This is a genomic window from Variovorax sp. H27-G14 (genome assembly GCF_046156345.1).
Taxonomy (GTDB): domain Bacteria; phylum Pseudomonadota; class Gammaproteobacteria; order Burkholderiales; family Burkholderiaceae_C; genus Variovorax.
On record NZ_JAYLVN010000013.1, the window covers coordinates 76,461 to 95,997 of the forward strand.

17 protein-coding genes and 1 pseudogene are annotated in these 19,537 nt (G+C 64.7%); 10 read left to right on the forward strand and 8 right to left on the reverse strand.

Going from position 1 to position 19,537, the window contains the following annotated elements; translation table 11 throughout:
* Positions 1-3 precede the first annotated feature (3 nt).
* A complete protein-coding gene (locus VLK31_RS25115) occupies positions 4-873 on the forward strand; it encodes a LysR family transcriptional regulator (RefSeq protein WP_409171186.1) in 870 nt (289 codons plus the stop codon).
* 59 nt (positions 874-932) lie between these two features.
* On the opposite strand, the gene VLK31_RS25120 is transcribed toward VLK31_RS25115, so the two are convergent.
* Entirely contained in the window at positions 933-2,183 is a 1,251-nt protein-coding gene (locus tag VLK31_RS25120; RefSeq protein WP_409171187.1) for an MFS transporter, read from the reverse strand.
* Between the two features lie 155 nt (positions 2,184-2,338).
* On the opposite strand from VLK31_RS25120, the gene VLK31_RS25125 reads away from it, so the two are divergent.
* Together VLK31_RS25125 and VLK31_RS25130 are read left to right on the forward strand one after the other, a co-directional pair.
* Entirely contained in the window at positions 2,339-4,534 is a 2,196-nt protein-coding gene (locus VLK31_RS25125) for a PAS domain S-box protein (RefSeq protein WP_409171188.1), read from the forward strand.
* A complete protein-coding gene (locus VLK31_RS25130; protein ID WP_409171189.1) occupies positions 4,531-5,145 on the forward strand; it encodes a response regulator transcription factor in 615 nt (204 codons plus the stop codon). The genes VLK31_RS25125 and VLK31_RS25130 overlap by 4 nt, the downstream gene beginning before the upstream one ends.
* 175 nt (positions 5,146-5,320) lie before the next feature.
* Here the strand turns inward: VLK31_RS25130 and VLK31_RS25135 are convergent, their stop codons facing one another.
* Both VLK31_RS25135 and VLK31_RS25140 read right to left on the reverse strand, forming a co-directional pair.
* Positions 5,321-7,564: an OsmC domain/YcaO domain-containing protein gene (locus VLK31_RS25135; protein WP_409171190.1), complete on the reverse strand. Its 2,244-nt coding sequence runs from the start codon at positions 7,562-7,564 to the stop codon at positions 5,321-5,323.
* Positions 7,565-7,671: 107 nt separating this feature from the next.
* Complete coding sequence (locus VLK31_RS25140) at positions 7,672-8,583, reverse strand: LysR family transcriptional regulator (protein ID WP_409171191.1); 912 nt, start codon at positions 8,581-8,583, stop codon at positions 7,672-7,674.
* Positions 8,584-8,771: 188 nt separating this feature from the next.
* Here VLK31_RS25140 and msuE point away from each other — a divergent pair, with 188 nt between their 5' ends.
* Genes msuE through VLK31_RS25155 form a run of 3 tightly spaced genes read left to right on the forward strand, consistent with a single transcriptional unit; the run spans position 8,772 to position 11,442 of the window.
* Entirely contained in the window at positions 8,772-9,353 is a 582-nt protein-coding gene (msuE, locus tag VLK31_RS25145; protein ID WP_409171192.1) for an FMN reductase, read from the forward strand.
* Between the two features lie 44 nt (positions 9,354-9,397).
* The gene (locus tag VLK31_RS25150; RefSeq protein ID WP_409171193.1) at positions 9,398-10,381 is read left to right on the forward strand and encodes a DUF1852 domain-containing protein; all 984 of its coding nucleotides are present in this window, start codon (positions 9,398-9,400) and stop codon (positions 10,379-10,381) included.
* 26 nt (positions 10,382-10,407) lie between these two features.
* A complete protein-coding gene (locus VLK31_RS25155; protein WP_409171194.1) occupies positions 10,408-11,442 on the forward strand; it encodes a methionine synthase in 1,035 nt (344 codons plus the stop codon).
* A gap of 79 nt (positions 11,443-11,521) precedes the next feature.
* Here the strand turns inward: VLK31_RS25155 and VLK31_RS25160 are convergent.
* Positions 11,522-11,896: pseudogene (locus VLK31_RS25160) on the reverse strand (type II toxin-antitoxin system RelB/DinJ family antitoxin); the annotation flags it as partial.
* On the opposite strand from VLK31_RS25160, the gene VLK31_RS25165 reads away from it, so the two are divergent.
* Complete coding sequence (locus VLK31_RS25165; RefSeq protein ID WP_409171195.1) at positions 11,790-13,133, forward strand: MFS family transporter; 1,344 nt, start codon at positions 11,790-11,792, stop codon at positions 13,131-13,133. The pseudogene VLK31_RS25160 and the gene VLK31_RS25165 sit on opposite strands and share 107 nt — an antisense overlap.
* 6 nt (positions 13,134-13,139) lie before the next feature.
* Here VLK31_RS25165 and VLK31_RS25170 read toward each other — a convergent pair whose 3' ends face one another.
* Positions 13,140-13,403 (reverse strand): hypothetical protein, encoded by a 264-nt coding sequence (locus tag VLK31_RS25170; protein WP_409171196.1) that lies wholly within the window; start codon positions 13,401-13,403, stop codon positions 13,140-13,142.
* Between the two features lie 216 nt (positions 13,404-13,619).
* Between VLK31_RS25170 and glgX the strand changes: the two genes are divergently transcribed.
* The 3 genes from glgX to VLK31_RS25185 all read left to right on the forward strand — a co-directional run bounded on the left by glgX (position 13,620) and on the right by VLK31_RS25185 (position 17,419).
* A complete protein-coding gene (gene glgX / locus VLK31_RS25175) occupies positions 13,620-15,749 on the forward strand; it encodes a glycogen debranching protein GlgX (RefSeq protein ID WP_409171197.1) in 2,130 nt (709 codons plus the stop codon).
* Positions 15,750-15,834: 85 nt separating this feature from the next.
* Positions 15,835-16,260: a CopG family transcriptional regulator gene (locus VLK31_RS25180; RefSeq protein ID WP_409171198.1), complete on the forward strand. Its 426-nt coding sequence runs from the start codon at positions 15,835-15,837 to the stop codon at positions 16,258-16,260.
* A gap of 37 nt (positions 16,261-16,297) precedes the next feature.
* Complete coding sequence (locus tag VLK31_RS25185) at positions 16,298-17,419, forward strand: alpha/beta hydrolase family esterase (protein ID WP_409171199.1); 1,122 nt, start codon at positions 16,298-16,300, stop codon at positions 17,417-17,419.
* A gap of 72 nt (positions 17,420-17,491) precedes the next feature.
* Here VLK31_RS25185 and VLK31_RS25190 read toward each other — a convergent pair whose 3' ends face one another.
* From VLK31_RS25190 to VLK31_RS25200, 3 genes are all read right to left on the reverse strand, one after another.
* Positions 17,492-17,902: a hypothetical protein gene (locus VLK31_RS25190; RefSeq protein ID WP_409171200.1), complete on the reverse strand. Its 411-nt coding sequence runs from the start codon at positions 17,900-17,902 to the stop codon at positions 17,492-17,494.
* Between the two features lie 184 nt (positions 17,903-18,086).
* Positions 18,087-19,088 carry a ferritin-like domain-containing protein gene (locus VLK31_RS25195; RefSeq protein WP_409171201.1) on the reverse strand — a complete coding sequence of 334 codons (1,002 nt, stop codon included), beginning with the start codon at positions 19,086-19,088 and terminating at the stop codon, positions 18,087-18,089.
* The gene (locus tag VLK31_RS25200) at positions 19,085-19,516 is read right to left on the reverse strand and encodes a hypothetical protein (RefSeq protein ID WP_409171202.1); all 432 of its coding nucleotides are present in this window, start codon (positions 19,514-19,516) and stop codon (positions 19,085-19,087) included. The genes VLK31_RS25195 and VLK31_RS25200 overlap by 4 nt, the downstream gene beginning before the upstream one ends.
* Between the last annotated feature and the right edge of the window lie 21 nt (positions 19,517-19,537).

Below are 19,537 nucleotides of genomic sequence, written 5' to 3' on the forward strand. Positions count from 1 at the left end.
TTCGTGAGCCAATCGCTCGACATCGATCTGCTGCGCAGCTTCGTCGCCATTGCGGAGACGGGCGTGCTGGGCAAGGCCGCGGCCCGCGTGGGGCGCACGCAGTCGGCGCTCAGCATGCAGATGCGCAAGCTCGAAGCCATCGTCGAGCAGCCGCTGCTTTACCGCACCGGGCGCGGCGTGACGCTCACGGCCACCGGCGAGCGGCTGCTGCTGCGCGCCGCGGAGCTGCTGCGCAAGCACGACGAAGCCCTGGCCGACGTGCGCGGCGCGCAGCTGTCGGGCGTGCTGCGCTTCAGCTGCCCCGACGACTACGCGGTCGTGTTTCTGCCGTACCTGCTGCAGGGCTTTGCAAGCCTGCACCCCGGCGTGCAGCTGGAGGTGATCTGCGCGCCCACGCCGCGGCTGCACGAGCTGCTGGCGCGCCATGCGGTGGACCTGGCGCTGGTGTCGGTGGCGGGGGGTGCCGAGGGTGATGGAGTGGACGGCGAGGTGATCCGCCACGAGCCGCTGGTGTGGGTCGGCCAGCGCGGCGGTGCCGCCGCGGCGCTGAACCCGCTGCCGCTGGCGCTGGCCTCGCCCGACGCGCTGGACCATGTGCTGCCCAGGCAGGCGCTCCAAGCCGCGGGCCGCGCCTATCGGCTGGCCTATGCGAGCAGCAGCCTCACCGGGCTGGTGGGCATGGCGCGCTCCGGCCAGGCCGTGATCGTGCTGACTCGCACCGCCGTGCCCGACGACCTGCAGATCCTGACGGCGGAGCACGGGCTGCCCGCGCTGCCGAGCGTGGGCGTCACGCTGGCCTTCGACCGCAAGGCACCGACCGCGCTGACGGCGGCTTTTGCGGCGCATGTGCGGAAGTTTCTTCCGTTGGCTTGAGCGCCTGCGCGCTCGAACCGCGCGCCCGCGTGAGTCCGTGCGCCACGCCGCGCCGCGCCCTACCTCGCAGGCCTCTTTGAACTCTTCGCGGACCCACCGGCATCCCCGCGCCGCGGAATCCAGTAAGCCAGCGTGCCCGCCGCCGCAAACGCGATCAGCCCGGTCACCACGATGCCCGCCGCCAGCGACAGGCTGCCCGCCAGCAACGAAAGCAGCGCCGGCCCGCTGGAGGCGCCGATGTCCGACATCAGCCGCCACACGCCCAGAAAGTGCGCGCGGCCGTGGCGCGGCGAATGGTCGGCGCCCAGCGTCATGATCATTCCCGAGCCGATGCCGTTGCCGAAGCCGATGGCCATCGCCGCCAGCAGCAGCGTGAAGACGCCGGAGGTCAGCGGCATCAGCAGCATCGCGAGCCCCATGATGAGCATCGACGGCACCGCCACCCAGCGCCGGCCCTTCTGGTCCATCACCTTGCCCGCGGGGTAGAACACCAGCATGTCGACCGCGCCGGCCAGGCCGTACACCAGCGAGGCCACCGAGGGCGCCAGCGCGAGGTGGTCGGCCCACAGCGGAATGACGGCCTGGCGCGACGCGCGCACCGCGCTCACCAGCACCACGCCGATGCCGAGCGTGAGAAACACATGCCGGTGGTCGCGCAGGGTCGAGGCGATGGTCGGCGGGGCGGGCGGCTGCTGGCCGTGCGGCACCGGCGGCAGTTGCAGATCGGGAATGCGCGCGCCCAGCGCGGCCGCCCCCAACACCGCCACGATGCCCAGCACATACGCCGCCGGCAGCCCGAACACATGCACCGCCCCCGCCGCCAGAAACGGCCCGGCGAACATGCCGATGCGCATGACACCGCCCAGCGTGGACAGCGCCCGCGCGCGGTATTCCACCGGCACCGCCTCGGTCATGTAGCTTTGCCGCGCCAGGTTGTAGACCGACTGCGACATGCCCACCATGAAGCAGCCCAGCGCAAACAGGCCCAGGTGCGTGGTGGCCAGGCACAGCGCCATGCCCAGGCCGCTCCACACGCCCGCCGCCACGATGGCCCAGCGCTCGCCCCAGCGCATGGTGATCAGCGAGGCCGGAATGTTGTTGACCAGCGAGCCGATGCCGATCAGCGCGACCATCAATGCCGCAATGGGCACCGAGGCCCCCAGCTCGCGCGCCGTGAGCGGCACGATCGGCAGGATGGCGCCTTCGCCGATGCCGAACAGCAGCGAGGGGCCGAAGGCCGGCACGGCGATGCGCCAAAGAGAGAACGCGGGTGGGGAGGGCTGGCTCGGAGCGGTGGGCGGGGAAGACATGCGCGAAGGAAAATCCGGTAGGGCTGCCGCTGCCCGCCAAGGGCGCAGCGGCGGCCATTGTCCCGCCGATGCCGGATGTCTGCACGGGCACGGTCGGTGGGCGGGGCAAAATTCGCCCTGCCTCCAGGCCCGGCCCGCTCGCCGATTTCCCCTTCATGCCGCCCCTTTCTCCCGCCACCACCGCACAGCCGTCCACGCCCGCGCCAGCGCCCACCCCTGTGCGCCGCCGCACCCGCACGGCCGTCGCCTGGCTGGCCACGCTCGCCCTCGCGCTGCTGCTGATCGGCCTGGCCGCGCAGTGGGCCGGCACGCGCGAAGCCAACTTTCAGGCCGACTCCATTCACCGCGCCATGGAAGTGCACGTGCTCGGCCTGCGCGACTCGGCCGGCAAGTACAGCTACCTGCCGTTCACCGCGGGCGTGCATCCGGCGGTGCGCGCCGCGCTGGCCCATCCGCAAGACCCCGCCGCGGCGCAGCGCGCCAACCTCTACATCGAGGAGGTGAACCGCCAGGCGGGCTCCGACGCGCTGTACCTCAGCGACCTGCGCGGCCTCACGCTGGCGGCCAGCAACTGGGCCACGCCGCAGAGCTTTGTGGGCGAGTCGTATGCCAACCGGCCCTACTTCATCGACGCGCGCGCGGGCCGGGGCGGCCTGTTCTACGGCGTGGGCCAGACCACCGGGGAGCCGGGCCTGTTCATCTCGGCGCCGGTGCGGGCCGAAGACGGCGCGGTGCTGGGCGTGGTTACGGTCAAGGTCAGCCTGCGCCAGCTGCAGGAGGCCTGGACCTTCGTGCGCGAACCGATTCTGCTGAGCGACGCGCGCGGCGTGGTGTTTCTCAGCTCGGTGCCGTCGTGGCTTTATCAAACACGCCGCGAGCTGGCCCCCGCCGAGCTCGAGCGCGTGCGGCAAGACCAGCAGTACGGCGCGCGCGCCAGCTTTGCGGCGCTGCCGTGGAAGGTGGAGCGCATCGACGACCAACCCGGCTACCTGGTGCGCACCGACATCGGCGGCAAGCCGCGCCGCTTCCTGGCGGTCGACGAGCCCCTGCCCGACCTGGGCTGGACGCTCACCGTGATGGCCGACCACGCCGAGGTCACCCGCGCGCGCGAGCGCACCTGGATGCTGGGCCTGCTGGGCGCGGGCGTGCTGCTGCTGGGCGGCCTGTATTGGCGGCTGCGCGAGCGCCGCTTTGCCGAACAGCGCGATGCGCGGCGCGACCTGGAGCTGCGCGTGCGCGAACGCACCCACGCGCTGGACGAGGCCCATGCCTTTCGCAAGGCCATGGAAGACTCGCTGCTGGTGGGCATGCGCGCACGCGACCGCCAGGGCCGCATCACCTACGTCAACCCGGCCTTCTGCGACATGACCGGCTACGGCGCCGACGAGCTGCTCGGCAAGCTGCCGCCCTACCCCTACTGGCACCCCGACGACGTCAACCAGCACTGGCACCACTACGACGCCATGATGAGCGGGCAGCCCGCGCGCTCGGGCTTCGAGTCGCGCCTGCGGCACCGCGACGGGCACGAGGTGATCACCATGGTCTACACCGCGCCGCTGATCGACGCCGACGGCGCGCACAGCGGCTGGATGAGCTCGGTGGTCGACATCACCGAGCAAAAGCGCGCCGAGCTGCGCCAGCGCCAGAACGACGAGCAGCTGCAGCATGCGCAGCGCCTTGCCAGCCTGGGCGAGATGGCCTCCACGCTGGCCCATGAGCTCAACCAGCCGTTGATGGCATTGAGCAATTTCGCGAGCGCGGCCAAGGCCTTTGCCGAGCAGGGCAACCAGCCGCTGTTGGTGAGCAGCCTGGACGAGACCATGGCGCAGGCCCAGCGCAGCGCGGAGATCGTGCGGCGCATTCGCGGCTTCGTGCGACAGCGCACCGTTGGCACCGAAGACTGCGCCGTGAGCGCACTGGTGGCCAATGCGCTTGCGTTGCTGCAGGGCGAAATGCGCCAGCGCCAGGCGCGCGCCGAGGTGCGCATGCCCGCCGGCCTGCCCCCGGTGCGCGGCGACCGCGTGCTGCTGGAGCAGGTGCTGCTGAACCTGGTGTCCAACAGCCTGCAGGCGATGCAGGCCACGCCCGCGGAGCAGCGCGTGGTCGACATCGAGGCCGAGCTGCTGGACGGGCGCATGCACATTCGCGTGGGCGACCGCGGCGCGGGCATCGACGACGCGCTGGCCGAGCAGGTGTTCGCGCCCTTCTTCACCACCAAGGCCGGTGGCCTGGGGCTGGGGCTGAACATCTGCCGCACCATCGTGGAAGCCCATCGCGGGCGCCTCTCGTTCGCCCACCGGGCGGGCGGTGGCACCGTGTTCACCCTTGCGCTGGAAACCTCACCTCCATGAACGCCCTTGCCAACAACCTGTGCGTGGTCGACGACGACGAGGCCGTGCGCCGCTCGCTCGGCCTGCTGCTGCTGTCGCGCGGCTACGCGGTGCAGACCTTTGCGTCTGGCGAGGCCTTTCTGGCCGGCGCCGACCTGCAGCGCGCGGGCTGCGTCATTCTCGACCTGCGCATGGACGGCGTGAGCGGACTGCAGGTGTTCGACGCGCTGCGCGCGCAGGACAGTCCGCTGGTGGTGGTGTTTCTGTCCGGCCACGGCGACATTCCGATGGCGGTGGAGGCGGTGCAGAACGGCGCCTTCGGCTGGCTCGAAAAGCCTTGCAACGACGAACGCCTGCTCGACAGCATCGCCCGCGCGCTGGAGCGGGCCGGCGAGATTGCCGTGCGCCGCCAGGCCCGACAGGCCGCGCAGGCGCTGTGGGACAAGCTCACCCCGCGCGAGATGCAGGTGGCCCGGCTGGTGGCCGAAGGCAAGCCCAACAAACAGATCGCCCAGGCGCTGGCGCCGCTGGAGCAACGCACCGTGGAAACCCACCGCGCCCATGTGTTCGCCAAGCTGGGGCTGTCGAACAGCCACCAGCTGGACCGGTTCCTGAGGGAACACGGGCTGTAGCGCTTGCGTGATTCAGTGAGGTGCGCGTGGCGCGCGTTGGCCAAGGCCAGAACCACGAAAAGACCGGCTCACGAAAGGCCGGTCGACTCGCTCGGCCACAACTGCGCACTGTGAAGAATCGGAGGAGGCGAACACGATGCGTCTCCCCCACCCTCCGGAAATTAAGCACCTGCACTCATGTGGCATTCCTCTGCGGGGCAAGGCTGGACGACTGGCGCGTCGGCTGAATGGCCGCATTGGCGCGTGCCGCGTGAACTTTCCTGTAGCTGTCGATCAGGCGCTGGTGCCTATCGAGGCCTTCCAGTTTCAAGCTGGTTGGCGTGAGGCCAAAAAAGCGCACGCTGCCGTCCACCGATCCCATGACCGCATCCATCCGCGAGTCACCGAACATTCGGCGGAAATTGAGCACGTAGTCCCCCAGCTCCAACTCTTCGTCAAGCACGACTTCAAGCACCGCATTGACGGCCTGATAAAACAATTGGCGGTCGAGCGTGTTGTCGTTGTATTGCAGGAAACTCGACACCAGGTCCTGTGCATCTTCAAATTGCTTCAAGGCGAGATGAATCAGCAGCTTCAATTCCAGAAGTGTGAGCTGACCCCACGCCGTATTTTCATCAAACTCGATGCCGATCAACGTGGCGATGTCACTGTGTTCATCGACGTCGCTCTGCGTCAACCGGTCCAGCAGTCCGGCCAGTTGGGTGTCGTCGAGGCGATGAAGGTTCAGAATGTCGGCCCGAAACGGCAGGGCCTTGTTGGTGTTGTCCCAGATCAGATCTTCGATTGGATAAATCTCGGAAAAACCGGGTACCAGCATTCGACAGGCCGTTGCACCCAGCTGGTCGTATACCGCCATATAGACCTCCTTGTTCATGCCTTCGAGAATTGCGAGCAGGGAGGCGACCTCTTGCGCATTGGAATCCGCGCCCTGGCCGGAGAAATCCCATTCGACAAAATCGAAATCGAAGTTCGCGCTGAAAAACCGCCACGACACGATGCCGCTGGAGTCGATGAAATGCTCGACAAAGTTGTTTGGCTCTGTCACCGCATTGCTGTTGAAGGTCGGCTGAGGCAAATCGTTCAAGCCTTCAAAACTGCGCCCCTGCAGCAATTCCGTGAGACTACGTTCCAGCGCAATTTCCAGGCACGGGTGCGCGCCGAATGAGGCAAACACACCGCCCGTCTTCGGATTCATCAAGGTCACACACATCACCGGGTACACCCCACCCAGCGAGGCGTCTTTCACCAACACCGGAAATCCCTCTGCTTCCAACCCCTGAATGCCAGCCAGGATGCTTGGGTATTTAGCCAGCACCTCGGGCGGCACATCTGGCAGTGCGATTTCACCCTCCAGAATTTCGCGCTTCACCGCCCGTTCGAATATTTCTGAAAGACACTGCACCTGCGCCTCAGCCAGCGTGTTGCCAGCGCTCATGCCATTGCTCATGTACAGGTTTTCGACCAGGTTGGATGGGAAATAAACCACATGGCCGTCAGACTGGCGCACAAACGGCAGCGAACAGATGCCGCGCTCTAAGTTACCGGAGTTGATGTCGTACAGATGCGAGCCGCGCAATTCGCCATCGGGATCGTAGATTTGTCGGCAGTGCGCATCGAGAATACCGGCTGGCAGCAAATCGCCAGCGCCTGGCTTGAACCATCGCTCATTGGGATAGTGCAAAAACGCGGCATCGTCGAATTCTGCGCCCCAGAAACTGGCGCTGTAAAAATGGTTGCAGTTCAGGCGCTCAATAAACTCCCCCAGCGCAGATGCCAAAGCACTTTCTTTGGTCGACCCTTTGCCATTGGTAAAACACATGGGCGAGTGCGCGTCGCGGATATGCAGCGACCAAACGTTTGGAATAATGTTGTGCCATGAAGATATTTCAATCTTCATACCCAATTCGGCCAAAATGCCAGCCATATTGGCAATGGTCTGCTCCAGCGGCAGATCTTTGCCTTGGACAACCGTTTTGAATTCGGAAGACGGGTGCAACGTCAGCAAGGCCTGGGCATTGGCGTCCAGGTTTTCCACCTCTTCAATGACAAAATCAGGACTGGCCTGCACGACCTTCTTGACCGTACAGCGATCGATATAACGCAAGATGCCTTGACGATCCTTTTCGGACATGTCTGCCGGCAATTCCAGCTGGATCTTGAAAATTTGCTTGTATCTATTTTCAGGATCAACGATATTGTTTTGCGACAGGCGAATATTGTCCGTTGGAATATTGCGCGTAACGCAGTACAGCTTCGCAAAGTAGGCTGCGCACAAAGCCGATGAGGCCAGGAAATAGTCGAACGGACCCGGCGCCGAGCCGTCGCCTTTGTAGCGGACAGGCTGATCGGCCACCACCGTGAAATCGTCAAACTTGGCTTCCAAGCGGAGTTTGTCGAGAAATTTGACCTTGATTTCCATAGAATTTCAAAAATAAAAAATGAAGCAGAGCTGCAATACAACTCAGCCTCCAGTTGGCACATGGCTCTAAGCCGAGATAGCTTGGGGCTCGTTTTCGGCGAGGGAGGTCAGGCTAGATCGTCCATTGGGGCCAAGCTGGACGATTGGCGCGCCAATTCGATGAAGGCCCGCACGTAGTCAATGGCGGTGTCCCCTTCGCGTGCCCCCAGGAAGATCTGCTTGGCGATGCCGCGCTGGCCCAGCCGTACAGGCACAACGTCCATCCTGGCCGCGTACTCCTCGACCAGCCAGCGCGGCAGTGCCGCCACACCGCGGCTGCTGGCAACCATCTGAAGAATGATGTCGGTGGTTTCAATGGCTTTGTGACGCTTGGGCGTGACACCGGCCGGCAGCAGAAACTGGTTGTAGATGTCCAGGCGCTCGATGTCCACGGGGTAACTGATGAGCACTTCCTGGGTCAGTTGCTGGGGCGTCACGTAGGCCACCGTTGCCAGCGCATGGCCCTTGGCCACGACCAGCACCTGCTCGTAGTCGAACACGGGCTCGAACTTCAGCCCCGGCTTGTACAGCGGGTCGGGCGTGACCAGCAAATCGATCTCGTAGCCGAAGAGCGCGCCGATGCCGCCGAACTGGAACTTCTGCTTGACGTCCACGTCCACGTCGGGCCATGCAGCCAGATAGGGTGACACCACCTTGAGCAGCCACTGGTAGCAAGGATGGCATTCCATGCCGATGCGCAGCGCACCGCGCTCGCCCTGCGCGAACTGGCCCAGGCGCTCTTCGGCCAGGTCCAGTTGCGGCAGCACCCGGTTCGCCACCGCCAGCAGGTACTGACCGGCCTGCGTCAGGCGCAGGTTTCGCCCTTCGCGCAGCCAGACGTCGGTGCCCAGTTGTTGCTCCAGCTTCTTCACGCTGTGGCTCAGAGCCGACTGGGTCAAGTTCAGCACGCCCGCCGCGGCCGTCAACGACCCTTGCTTCTCGACTTGCCGGACGATGTTGAGATGGATGCGCTCAAGCATTCAAATGAACCAGGTTCATGGATTGTTGAAATAAGACCATTTTACTTCATGAGGCTTAGTCTCTAGCATCCATTTCCATTGTTTGTTCGCATTGAAAAACAAGACGGCCCAACCGTCGCAGCGATTCTGTCGAACGCTCGCAAACGGCAGCGCTGGCGTCGCATGGATCCATCCTTATGAAAGTAAAAATGACACGTCCACTCCGTGTAGTCGCGGTCTCCGGCGGACTTCAACGTCCCTCCAGGGCTGTCGCCCTGTCAGAGCACCTGCTGGACCTGATTGCCGACGAAGTCCCGTGCGAACAACACCTGATCGAACTGGGCCGGCTCGCGCCGCAATTTGCGGGCGCCGTGTGGCGCGCCCAGCTGCCCGGCGCGGTGGAGCGGGAACTTGCCGCGGTCGAGCAAGCGGACGTTCTGGTCGTGGCAACACCGGTCTACCGTGGCTCTTACACGGGACTGTTCAAGCACTTCTTCGACTTCATTCACCAGGACGCCTTGATCGACAAGCCCGTCTTGTTGGCTGCCACGGGCGGCAGCGAGCGCCATGCCTTGGTAATCGACCACCAGCTGCGACCGCTGTTCAGCTTCTTCCAGGCACGCGCATTGCCCTTGGGCGTCTACGCGACCGACAGCGACTTTGTGGACTACCGCCTGCAGAACGAGGCCCTGATCCATCGTGCCAGGCTGGCAGTTGAACGGGCATTGCCATTGGTGGAATTGACGCGCCAGGCACGATCAGCCCCCGCTGAGGAAGTGTTCACGGCCTGAAACAAGAAACGGCTTTCATCCCAAGAATCAACGACCAGACCACCATGAGCAAACCGTTCACATTCAGCATCAAGAGCATTTGCTTCGATGAAAACTATCACCCGTCGGACAACACGCGCGCAACCACCAACTTTGCCAATTTAGCCCGCGGGCATGGTCGCCAGGAGAACCTGCGCAACACCCTGAGGATGATTGACAATCGATTCAATAACCTGGCGCATTGGGACAATCCGACAGGTGATCGCTATTGCGTCGAACTTGAAATCATCTCCGCGGAGATGAAGATTGATGCCGACGGTAAAAATGATGTATTTCCTTTGATCGAGATACTCAAACCGAACATCATTGACAAAAAAACGAGCAAACGCATCGAAGGCATTGCCGGGAATAATTTTTCTTCTTACTTACGTGACTACGACTTCAGCGTACTGCTCCCGGAGCACAACATCAACAAGACCGAGTTCGGCGCGCCAAACGATTTTGGCAACTTGCACGGGAAGCTGTTCAAGCACTTTCTGAGCTCCAATGCATACCAGGAATACTTCAGCAAACCGCCGGTAATCTGCATCAGCGCCTCGAGCAGCAAGACCTACCACCGAACAGAAAATCGACACCCTGTCCTGGGCGTCGAATATCGGCAGAATGCGCTTTCCTCGACGGACCGGTACTTCGAAAAAATGGGTTTGCGCGTTCGCTTTTTCATGCCGCCCAATAGCGTTGCGCCTTTGGCTTTTTACTTTCTCGGCGATTTGCTGGGCGACTATACGGATCTTGAGTTGATCGGCACCATCAGCACGATGGAAACTTTTCAAAAAATCTATAGGCCCGAGATTTATAACGCCAACTCGGCAGCCGGGAGTTTCTATCAGCCAAATTTGAAAAATTCGGATTATTCGCTAACTCGGATTGTCTATGACCGGGAGGAGCGTGGCCAGTTGGCGGTAAAGCAGGGCAAATTCACGGAGGAGCACTTCATCAAGCCGTACAAGAATGTTCTTGCAGAATGGGCTGCCGATTTCGTGCATTGAGAAACCAAAAACCACAGACCATCGTAATGAAAAAACTATTTGAATCCTCGATTGCCGGCAGCCTGCCTAAGCCGGCCTGGTTGGCCGAAACCAACAAGCTCTGGCCGCAATGGATGGCCGAAGGCGATGCGCTGCGCCAGGCCAAGGCCGACGCCACCCTGCTGTGGATCAAGGCGCAGGAGGACGCTGGCCTGGACATCGTGGGCGACGGCGAGCAGGCGCGCCAGCACTTCGTGCACGGCTTTCTCGAGCAAGTCGAAGGCATCGACTTCGAGCACAAGGTGAAGATGGGCATCCGCGACAACCGCTACGACGCGATGGTGCCGCAGGTGGTTTCGGCGCTGCGCCTCAAGGGCCGCGTGCATGCCTTCGAAGCGCAGTTGGCGCGGGCGCACACGAAGAAGAAGCTGAAGTTCACCCTGCCCGGCCCCATGACCATCGTCGACACCGTGGCGGACCGCTTCTACGGCGACAAAGTCGAAATGGCCTTCGCGTTTGCCGAACTGCTCAACCAGGAAGCTCTCGCTCTGCAGGCCGACGGCGTGGACATCATCCAGTTCGACGAACCCGCGTTCAACGTCTACATGAAAGATGCCGCCGACTGGGGCGTGCAGGCGCTGGAGCGCGCGGCGCAGGGCCTCACTTGCACGACGGCGGTGCACATCTGCTACGGCTACGGCATCAAGGCCAACACCGACTGGAAAAGCACGCTGGGCGAGGAATGGCGCCAGTACGAGACGGTGTTCCCTGCACTCGCCAAAAGCAGCATCGACCAGGTGAGCCTGGAAAGCATCAATTCCCACGTGCCGCCCGACATCATGAAGCTGCTGGTCGGCAAGGACGTGATGGTCGGTGTGATCGACGTGGCCAGCGACGTGGTGGAAACGCCCGAGCAAGTGGCCGACGCCATCGGTCGGGCGCTGGAATTCGTGCCCAAGGAGCGTCTGTTCCCGTGCACGAATTGCGGGCTGGCGCCGATGGGGCGGGATGTGGCGTGGCGCAAGCTGCGGGCGCTGGCAGAGGGAACAAAGTTGGCCCGGGAACGGCTGACATTGGTCTGATTGATGCAAGTTGCTCACTGACCGTAGTGGGGCCGGACGCGGTCGCCCGACGATTTTCGCCAAACGCCTCCCTGGCTACACGGGTCAGCACGATCCTCACCACATCCGAGACGGTGAGGCCGATGTTGCCAAGCACCTCGGTGGCGCGTTCCTTCACGTGGGCGGCGATGCGGGCCTGTATCAATGCGCTTGCAGCCATGGCAAAACTCCGGTCAGTGGCAGGGGCGGTAAGTCTTTCTAAGTATTTACCCTTGCGTACCGATACGTAGCCGCGCGGCGGGCGGCTACGGACGACAGCCGGGCGTGCGCCGAGCAGACTCGGCGGCAAGACGACAAGGACTCCCACAATGACCACCCTCGCCAATGCCGGCAGCGCCCCCACGGCCGCCTCCGACGACGACAGCAACAACACCCCGTACACCTTCGAAGAAAAGCGCAAGCGCATCTTCGCCATCTTTGCCGCCTCCTCCGGCAACCTGGTGGAGTGGTTCGACTTCTACGTGTACGCCTTCTGCGCCATCTACTTCGCGCCGGCGTTCTTCCCCAAATCAGACCCGACGGTGCAACTGCTCAACACCGCCGGCGTGTTCGCCGCTGGTTTCCTGATGCGCCCGGTGGGCGGCTGGCTGTTCGGCCGGCTGGCCGACCGCAAGGGCCGCAAGACCTCGATGGTGGTCTCGGTCACCATGATGTGCGTGGGCTCGCTGATCATTGCCTGCCTGCCCACCTATGCGCAGATCGGCGCCGCCGCACCCGCGCTGCTGCTGGCCGCGCGCCTGCTGCAGGGCCTGTCGGTCGGTGGCGAGTACGGCACCACCGCCACCTACATGAGCGAAGTGGCCATGCGCGGACAGCGCGGCTTTTTCTCGTCGTTTCAGTACGTCACGCTGATCGGCGGCCAGCTTCTGGCCGTGGTGGTCGTGGTGGTGCTGCAGCAAGTGCTGGACGAGCCCGAGCTCAAGAGCTGGGGCTGGCGCATTCCCTTCGTGCTGGGCGCGCTGGCCGCGGTGGTGGCGCTGATGCTGCGCCGCACGCTGACCGAAACCGCCAGCACCCAGACCCGCGCCGCCAAGGGCGCAGGCACCATGCGCGAGCTGTTCACCCACCACAAGCGCGCGTTCCTGGTGGTGCTGGGCTACACGGCTGGCGGCTCGCTGATCTTCTACACCTTCACCACCTACATGCAGAAGTACCTGGTGAACTCGGCCGGCATGTCGATCAAGACCGCCAGCAACATCATGACGGCCTGCCTGTTCATCTACATGTGCATGCAGCCGGTGTTCGGTGCGCTGTCCGACCGCATCGGCCGTCGCACCAACATGCTGCTGTTCGGCGCGCTGGGCGCGCTGATGACGGTGCCGGTGCTGAGCAACCTGCAGAACGTGGGCAGCCCGCTGATGGCCGGCGTGCTGATCACCGTGGCGCTGGCGGTGGTGAGCTTCTACACCTCGATCAGCGGCATCGTGAAGGCCGAGATGTTCCCGCCTGAAGTGCGCGCGCTGGGCGTGGGCCTGTCGTACGCGGTGGGCAACGCCATCTTCGGCGGCAGTGCCGAATACGTGGCGCTGGGGCTGAAGTCGATCGGCCACGAGTCGTACTTCTACTGGTACGTGACCGCCATGATGGGCGTGGCCTTTCTGGTGAGCCTGCTGCTGCCCAAGCAGGCCAGCTATCTGCACCACGACAAGTAGAGCGCTTCAGGGTGCGGGCGGCTGGCCTTGGTTGCGCCGGCGCCCGATCAGCGTGGCCACCACCCATGCCACCACGGCGCCAAGCATCGCGCCGACAGGGCCAATGCCGCTCACAAGAACCGCAACGGCCGCGCCGGCACAGCCGCCGGCCAGCGCCCAGGCCCACGCCCTGCGCCAGCGCGCATGCAGGGGCGACGGCTTCTGCGCCCACAGGCCGTTGGCCACCAGCCAACCGATGGCGATCACCCACAAGATCACTGTCGTGAACACGCTGTACTCCCTGGTCGATGAAGGCCGCCGTCATGCGGGCATGACGGCGGTGTCGTTGAAAGGGTAACCGGGCCGCCTTTCAAAACGCGTTCATCGGTGGGGCCAAATAACGGGATGGGCGCGCCGCCTACGCGCGGCTGCGCCAATGACTGCCGGAGGCGCCCGCGCGGGCATGGACACTCGGCAGTTCCTCCACGCACCCACACCCTCCCACCCATGGCCGACTCCCCCTCCGCTCACCAGCCCCTGACCGTGCTGGAAGGCACCTCGCATCCCCTCGGGTCGACCTTCACGGGCGACGGCGTCAACTTTGCCGTGTTCTCGGCCCATGCCACGCAGGTGCAGGTGTGCATCTTCGACGAGGCCGGCACCACGCAGATCGGCTGCGTCACGCTGCCCGAATACACCGACGAGGTGTGGCACGGCTTCGTGCCCGGCCTGAAGCCCGGCGCGCGCTACGGCCTGCGCGTGCACGGCCCCTACGAGCCCGAAAAGGGCCACCGCTTCAACCACCACAAGCTGCTGCTCGACCCCTACGCCAAGGCCCACATGGGCGAGCTGAAATGGGGCCCGGAGGTGTTCGGCTACACCGTGGGCCACGAAGATGGCGACCTGAGCTTCGACGAGCGCGACAGCGCCCCCTTCGTGCCCAAGTGCGTGGTGGTCGATTCGCGCTTCGAGTGGACGCAGACCGACGCGCTGCGCGTGCCATGGAAGGAAACCGTCTTCTACGAAACCCATGTGCGCGGCTTCACCATGCAACACCCCGCGGTGCCCGAGCACTTTCGCGGCACCTTCGCCGGCATGGCGCGCGACGAGGTGCTGGCGCCCATTCGCGCGCTGGGCGTGACCAGCGTGGAGCTGCTGCCGGTGCAGATGTTTCTGAACCAGTCGTCGCTGCTGGAGAAGGACCTCACCAACTTCTGGGGCTACGACACCATCGGCTTCTTTGCGCTGGACCCGCGCTACATGGACGGCCCGCACATCGACGAGTTCAAGCACATGGTCGACCGCTTCCATGCGCATGGGCTCGAGGTGATTCTGGACGTGGTCTACAACCACACGCCCGAGGGCAACGAGCTGGGCCCGACCATCTCATTCAAGGGCATCGACAACGCCAGCTACTACCGCCTGCTGCCCGACACCCCGCGCTACTACATCAACGACACCGGCACCGGCAACACCGTCAACCTGAGCCACCCGCGCGTGCTGCAGATGGTGATGGACAGCCTGCGCTACTGGGTGACAGAGATGCGCGTGGACGGCTTTCGCTTCGACCTGGCCACCATCCTCGCGCGCGAGCCGCACGGCTTCGACGAAGGCGGCGGTTTCCTCAAGAGCTGCCGGCAGGACCCGGTGCTCTCCAGCATCAAACTCATTGCCGAGCCGTGGGACATCGGCCCCGGCGGCTACCAGGTCGGCGGCTTTCCGCCCGGCTGGGCCGAATGGAACGACCAGTTCCGCGACACCGTGCGTGCCTACTGGAAGGGCGACGAAGGCATGGCCGGCAAGCTGGCGCAATGCCTCACCGCCAGCGGCGACCGCTTCAACCAGCGCGGGCGCAGGCCCTGGGCCAGCGTCAACTTCATCAGCGCGCACGACGGCTTCACGCTGGCGGACACGGTGAGCTACAACGAAAAGCACAACGACGCCAACGGCGAAGACAACCGAGACGGCCACTCCGACAACCGCTCATGGAACTGCGGCGTCGAAGGCCCCACCGACGACGAAGCCGTGCTCGCGCTGCGCGCGCGCCAGCAACGCAACCAGCTTGCTACGCTGATGCTGTCGCAAGGCACGCCCATGCTGCTGGCCGGCGACGAGTTCGGCCGCACGCAGCAGGGCAACAACAACGCCTACTGCCAGGACAGCCCGATCTCTTGGGTCGACTGGGCCGCAGCGCAAGACGAGCCTTCGCGTGCGCTGGCAGATTTCACCGCGCGCCTGCTCGCCTTGCGCAAGGAGCAGCCGGTGCTGCGGCGCAACCGCTTCCTGGCCGGCGCCTGGTTCGAGGACATCGGCGCGAAAGACTCGACCTGGTTCACGCCTGCTGGCGAAGAAATGCAGGCGCCGCATTGGGAAGACCCGCAGACGCGCTCGTTCGCGCTGCTGCTGGACGGCCGCGCGCCGGCCTCGGCCCTGCCGCTGGAAGCGCACGACCCTAGCGTGCTGTTGGTGTTCAACGCTTGGCAAGACGCGGTGCCCTTCACGCTGCCCCCGCCGCCTGCGGGTGCATGGAGCTTGAAGATCGACACGGCCGATCCGGCATTGGGAACGGACGCTGCTGCCAGCTGGACGGAATACCTGGTGACGGGGCGGTCGGTGCTGGTTTTCACGAGCACATAAGCCTTGGCGGCAGGGGCCGCAAAGACTTACAAACCATCCTATAGCCATCCATCCACCATCCATATGGATGGTGATAGGATGGCGCATGCCTTCCAAGACACCTCCGCCGCCCGTCTCCCTCAAGACGCCCGAGTCCGAGAAGATCACCATCAACATGGGCTTCGTCGACCTGGGCCACATCGATCTGCTGGTGGCCGAGGGCTTTTATTCGAACCGCACCGACTTCATTCGCACCGCCATTCGCACGCACCTCGCTTCGCATGGCGACGCGCTGCGCCAGGCGGTGTCTCGCAAGATGCTGGTGCTGGGGCTGCAGACCTTTTCCGCAGCCGACCTGCAGGCCGTGCAGGCCGCGGGCGAACAGCTGCAGGTGCGCGTGCTGGGCCTGGCGGTGATCGCGCCCGACGTGAGCCCCGAGCTGGCCGGCGCGGCCATCGAATCGATCACCGTGCTCGGTGCGCTGCACGCGTCGCCGGCCGTCAAGGCCGCGCTGGCCGGCCGCATCCGCTAGCCACTTCTCCACACACTCACCACCTCAAGGCCACTCCATGAATCCACTTTTCGCGGGCCTGATGAACGAGGCCGCCCACCTCACGCGCAACGGCCGACTGGCCGAGGCGACCGAAGCAATCCAGCGGGCGCTGCGCGGCGGGGCCGATTCGCAGGCTGCTTCGACGACCACTCCCATGCCGAGCACAGCACCCATGGCCGATGCCGATGTGATCGAAGCCGAGGCGCGCGAGATCGGGCGCGAGCAAGCCGCACAGCCGCCATCGCCATCGCCGACGCCAACGCCCTCATCGAACAGCGCCGAGCAATGGACCAAAGACACGTTCACGCACCAGGGCCGCACCATCGACTACAGGCTGTTCGTGCCCGCATGCGACGCAGGGCAGCCCGCAACTCCCCGGCCGCTGGTCGTGATGCTGCACGGCTGCACGCAGGACGCGGCAGACTTCGCCACCGGCACAGGCATGAACGATCACGCCAGGCAACAGGGTGCGATCGTGCTCTACCCCGAACAGGCGCAGCGCTCGCACGGCCAGAAATGCTGGAACTGGTTCAAGACCCAGCACCAGCAGCGCGGCCGCGGCGAGCCGGCCTTGCTGGCCGCGCTCACGCAGCACATCGTGGCGCAGCAGCAGGCCGACGCGGCCCGGGTCTACGTGGCGGGCCTGTCGGCGGGCGGCGCCATGGCCGATGTGCTGGGCCATTGCTACCCGGACATCTATGCGGCGGTCGGCGTGCACTCGGGCCTGGCGCATGGCGCGGCGAGCGACATGATGTCGGCGTTGACGGCCATGCGAACCGGCGCGTCACCAGCACACGCACATGCTGGAACGCAGAGCGCCACGGCACCGCCCACCATCGTTTTCCATGGCGACGCGGACACCACCGTGCATGTGAACAACGGCCTGGCCGTGCTGGCCGGTGCCACACCCGGGCCGGCCATCGAAGGCAGCTCCGCGGCGGGGCGGCGCTTCACGCGAACGCTGTACCCGGCATCTGCAGGCCATGCAGCAGCGGAGCATTGGCGGCTGCACGGCGCGGGGCATGCGTGGTCGGGCGGTGATGCGAAGGGCAGCTACACGCAGCCGGACGGCATCGACGCCAGCGCCGAAATGCTGCGCTTCTTTCTGGCGCATCGCCTGAACGCTGTCGCCAAGTAGGCACCGCCACAAAGGCGAAAACGCAGACAAAAAAAAAGGCGCCAACGGCGCCTTTTTTTATTTCACGAGGGCTTAGCCCTTCATGGCCTTGATGTCGACCTTGGCCTTGTCGTGATCGGCCTTGGCCTGGTTCACGCAAGCGCTCTTGGCGTCGCCCGACTGGTCGTCGCACTTTTCCTTGGCCACTTCGTAGTTCATGGTGGCGGTTTCTTCAGCGACCTTCTTGGCGTGGCCGGGGGTGGGCTTGTAGTCTTGTTCGAGCTGGGCCTTGGCCACGTTTTCGGTGCCCTTGGCTTCCTTCTCGCACACGTCCTTGGCGTTGTCCTTCAGCGTGTCGCACTTGGCCTTGGAGACCTTGTAGTCGGCCGAGATCTTTTCCTTGGCCACGTTGTACTGGTCCTTGGTCATGGTGCCGGCAGCGTTGGCGGCGGTCATTGCGAAGCAGCTGGAAGCGATGGCCAGAACGAGAAGATGTTTTTTCATGGGAAGTCCCTCAAGAGTTGGTTGATCTGCGAAGCCGCCCTTTGCTGCTCCGGTGAATTCAATGTACGAAGGCCGCGGTGCGGACCGGGTAGGACGGCGCCCACCGAAGCAATAGGTGGGAGGCATGTGCGCGTGGCGCCGGCGGTCCGACATGCGTCGGCGGGCACGCCAGCGCCTTCCTGCATCACGCCTTAGCGGCCCTTGCCGCATTGCGCAGGTCACGAATCTGATCATGGTTGCGCTGCGCCGCCTGCGCCTGCGACTGCACCACCTGGCGCACGCCCTGCGGCAGTTGCGCCTTCAAGGCCTTGCGATAGCGCGCCACCGCGGCGTCTTCGCCGCGCTCGCATTCCTCCAGCATCGACAGCTCGCTGTTCGCGCCCACCGCCCCCTTCAGCTGCACCCAGCCGCGATGCAACGCGCCCGAGGCCGTGCCGCCTTCGGCCGGCTTGCCGCCGTACGAAACGATCAACTGCGACAGCTGCGCAGCGGCCTCACGGCACTGCGCGGCGCGCGTTGCAAACACCTCCTTCAGGCGCGCCGACTCCACTTCTTCAGCGCAGGTGCGAAAGCCCGCTTCGCCGTCGCGCGTGTTCTCCAGCACGTCGTTCAGCACGTCGACCACGTCGTCGTTCGACAGCGGGTCGCCTTCGGGGAACGAGGTGTCTTCTTCACGCATGTAGAGCCGGTCGGCGCGCTCCCACGCGGCGTGCGAGGCCGGCCGCGCCTGCGCCCAGCTGAGCGACGAAGCACCGCGGCGCGCTTCCCACTCTTGCGCGAGCGAAGGCTCGACGGCGGCAAAGTCGTCGTCCACCGCCGTGCGACGGCTCCAGCCCAGCTCGTAGGCCGGCGCGTAGTGGTCGTAGCTCAGGCCCGGCTCGTAGTAGGGCTCGCGTGTGAAGGTGCCTTGCCAATGGCTGTGCTCGGCCGTGGGGTTCACGCGTTCCGCCACGGCCTTGCCGCCCAGGCCACCGACGACAGCGCCCACCAGCATGCCGGCCACCGCGCCGGCCGGGCCACCAAGGGCGCCCACAGCCGCTCCGGCGACAGCACCGCCGGTGGCGCCAGCGCCCGTACCGACGGGGTGCGAACCGGGCTCGCCGGTGATGGGGTCGAGGTTCAGGTCTTCGCGGTCGTCGAGTTGGCGTGAGTTGCCTGGGTCGCCTGAGTTGTTGGTCGGGTTCATGGTGTGGCTCCTTTGGAATGAAGGTTGAACGAAAGATGCAATGGGCTTGATGGTTCGCTGCACGCAGGCGGCGCAAGGTCGGTGGCAGGCGCGGGCTGGTGTAGTCCATCCCGTGGATCGCCGAGCCGCGCGGGCACGAGGCATTGCTGGCAACCGACGCGAATGCACTTGCCGAGCAGCCCGCTGAATCGTTTCGCAAAGCGAAAGGATTCGACGCCGCCGTTGATTGATTCGGAGGGAGCCCGCCGGTAACTTCGATTCCAGACACGGCGCTCTTTTCGGTTTTTGTTTTTCTTGGCTTCTGTTCCGCGCGCCGTCATCCGCAAAGCAAGCCCCAGCAAAGCACCCCCCATGACTACCCATCGCATGCCAATGCCGGCCGCCAGGATCGGCGTCTTCGCCGCCCGCCCCATCGCCGTGTCGATCACACGCGAAACAAAGGCACCCCT

Excerpts from the sequence above, each read along its gene's own strand:
- VLK31_RS25120 (WP_409171187.1), bottom strand. The coding sequence starts at position 2,183 with ATGTCTTCCCCGCCCACCGCTCCGAGCCAGCCCTCCCCACCCGCGTTC.
- VLK31_RS25125 (WP_409171188.1), top strand. The coding sequence starts at position 2,339 with ATGCCGCCCCTTTCTCCCGCCACCACCGCACAGCCGTCCACGCCCGCG.
- VLK31_RS25130 (WP_409171189.1), top strand. The coding sequence starts at position 4,531 with ATGAACGCCCTTGCCAACAACCTGTGCGTGGTCGACGACGACGAGGCC.
- VLK31_RS25135 (WP_409171190.1), bottom strand. The coding sequence starts at position 7,564 with ATGGAAATCAAGGTCAAATTTCTCGACAAACTCCGCTTGGAAGCCAAG.
- VLK31_RS25140 (WP_409171191.1), bottom strand. The coding sequence starts at position 8,583 with ATGCTTGAGCGCATCCATCTCAACATCGTCCGGCAAGTCGAGAAGCAA.
- msuE (WP_409171192.1), top strand. The coding sequence starts at position 8,772 with ATGACACGTCCACTCCGTGTAGTCGCGGTCTCCGGCGGACTTCAACGT.
- VLK31_RS25150 (WP_409171193.1), top strand. The coding sequence starts at position 9,398 with ATGAGCAAACCGTTCACATTCAGCATCAAGAGCATTTGCTTCGATGAA.
- VLK31_RS25155 (WP_409171194.1), top strand. The coding sequence starts at position 10,408 with ATGAAAAAACTATTTGAATCCTCGATTGCCGGCAGCCTGCCTAAGCCG.
- VLK31_RS25165 (WP_409171195.1), top strand. The coding sequence starts at position 11,790 with ATGACCACCCTCGCCAATGCCGGCAGCGCCCCCACGGCCGCCTCCGAC.
- glgX (WP_409171197.1), top strand. The coding sequence starts at position 13,620 with ATGGCCGACTCCCCCTCCGCTCACCAGCCCCTGACCGTGCTGGAAGGC.
- VLK31_RS25180 (WP_409171198.1), top strand. The coding sequence starts at position 15,835 with ATGCCTTCCAAGACACCTCCGCCGCCCGTCTCCCTCAAGACGCCCGAG.
- VLK31_RS25185 (WP_409171199.1), top strand. The coding sequence starts at position 16,298 with ATGAATCCACTTTTCGCGGGCCTGATGAACGAGGCCGCCCACCTCACG.
- VLK31_RS25190 (WP_409171200.1), bottom strand. The coding sequence starts at position 17,902 with ATGAAAAAACATCTTCTCGTTCTGGCCATCGCTTCCAGCTGCTTCGCA.
- VLK31_RS25195 (WP_409171201.1), bottom strand. The coding sequence starts at position 19,088 with ATGAACCCGACCAACAACTCAGGCGACCCAGGCAACTCACGCCAACTC.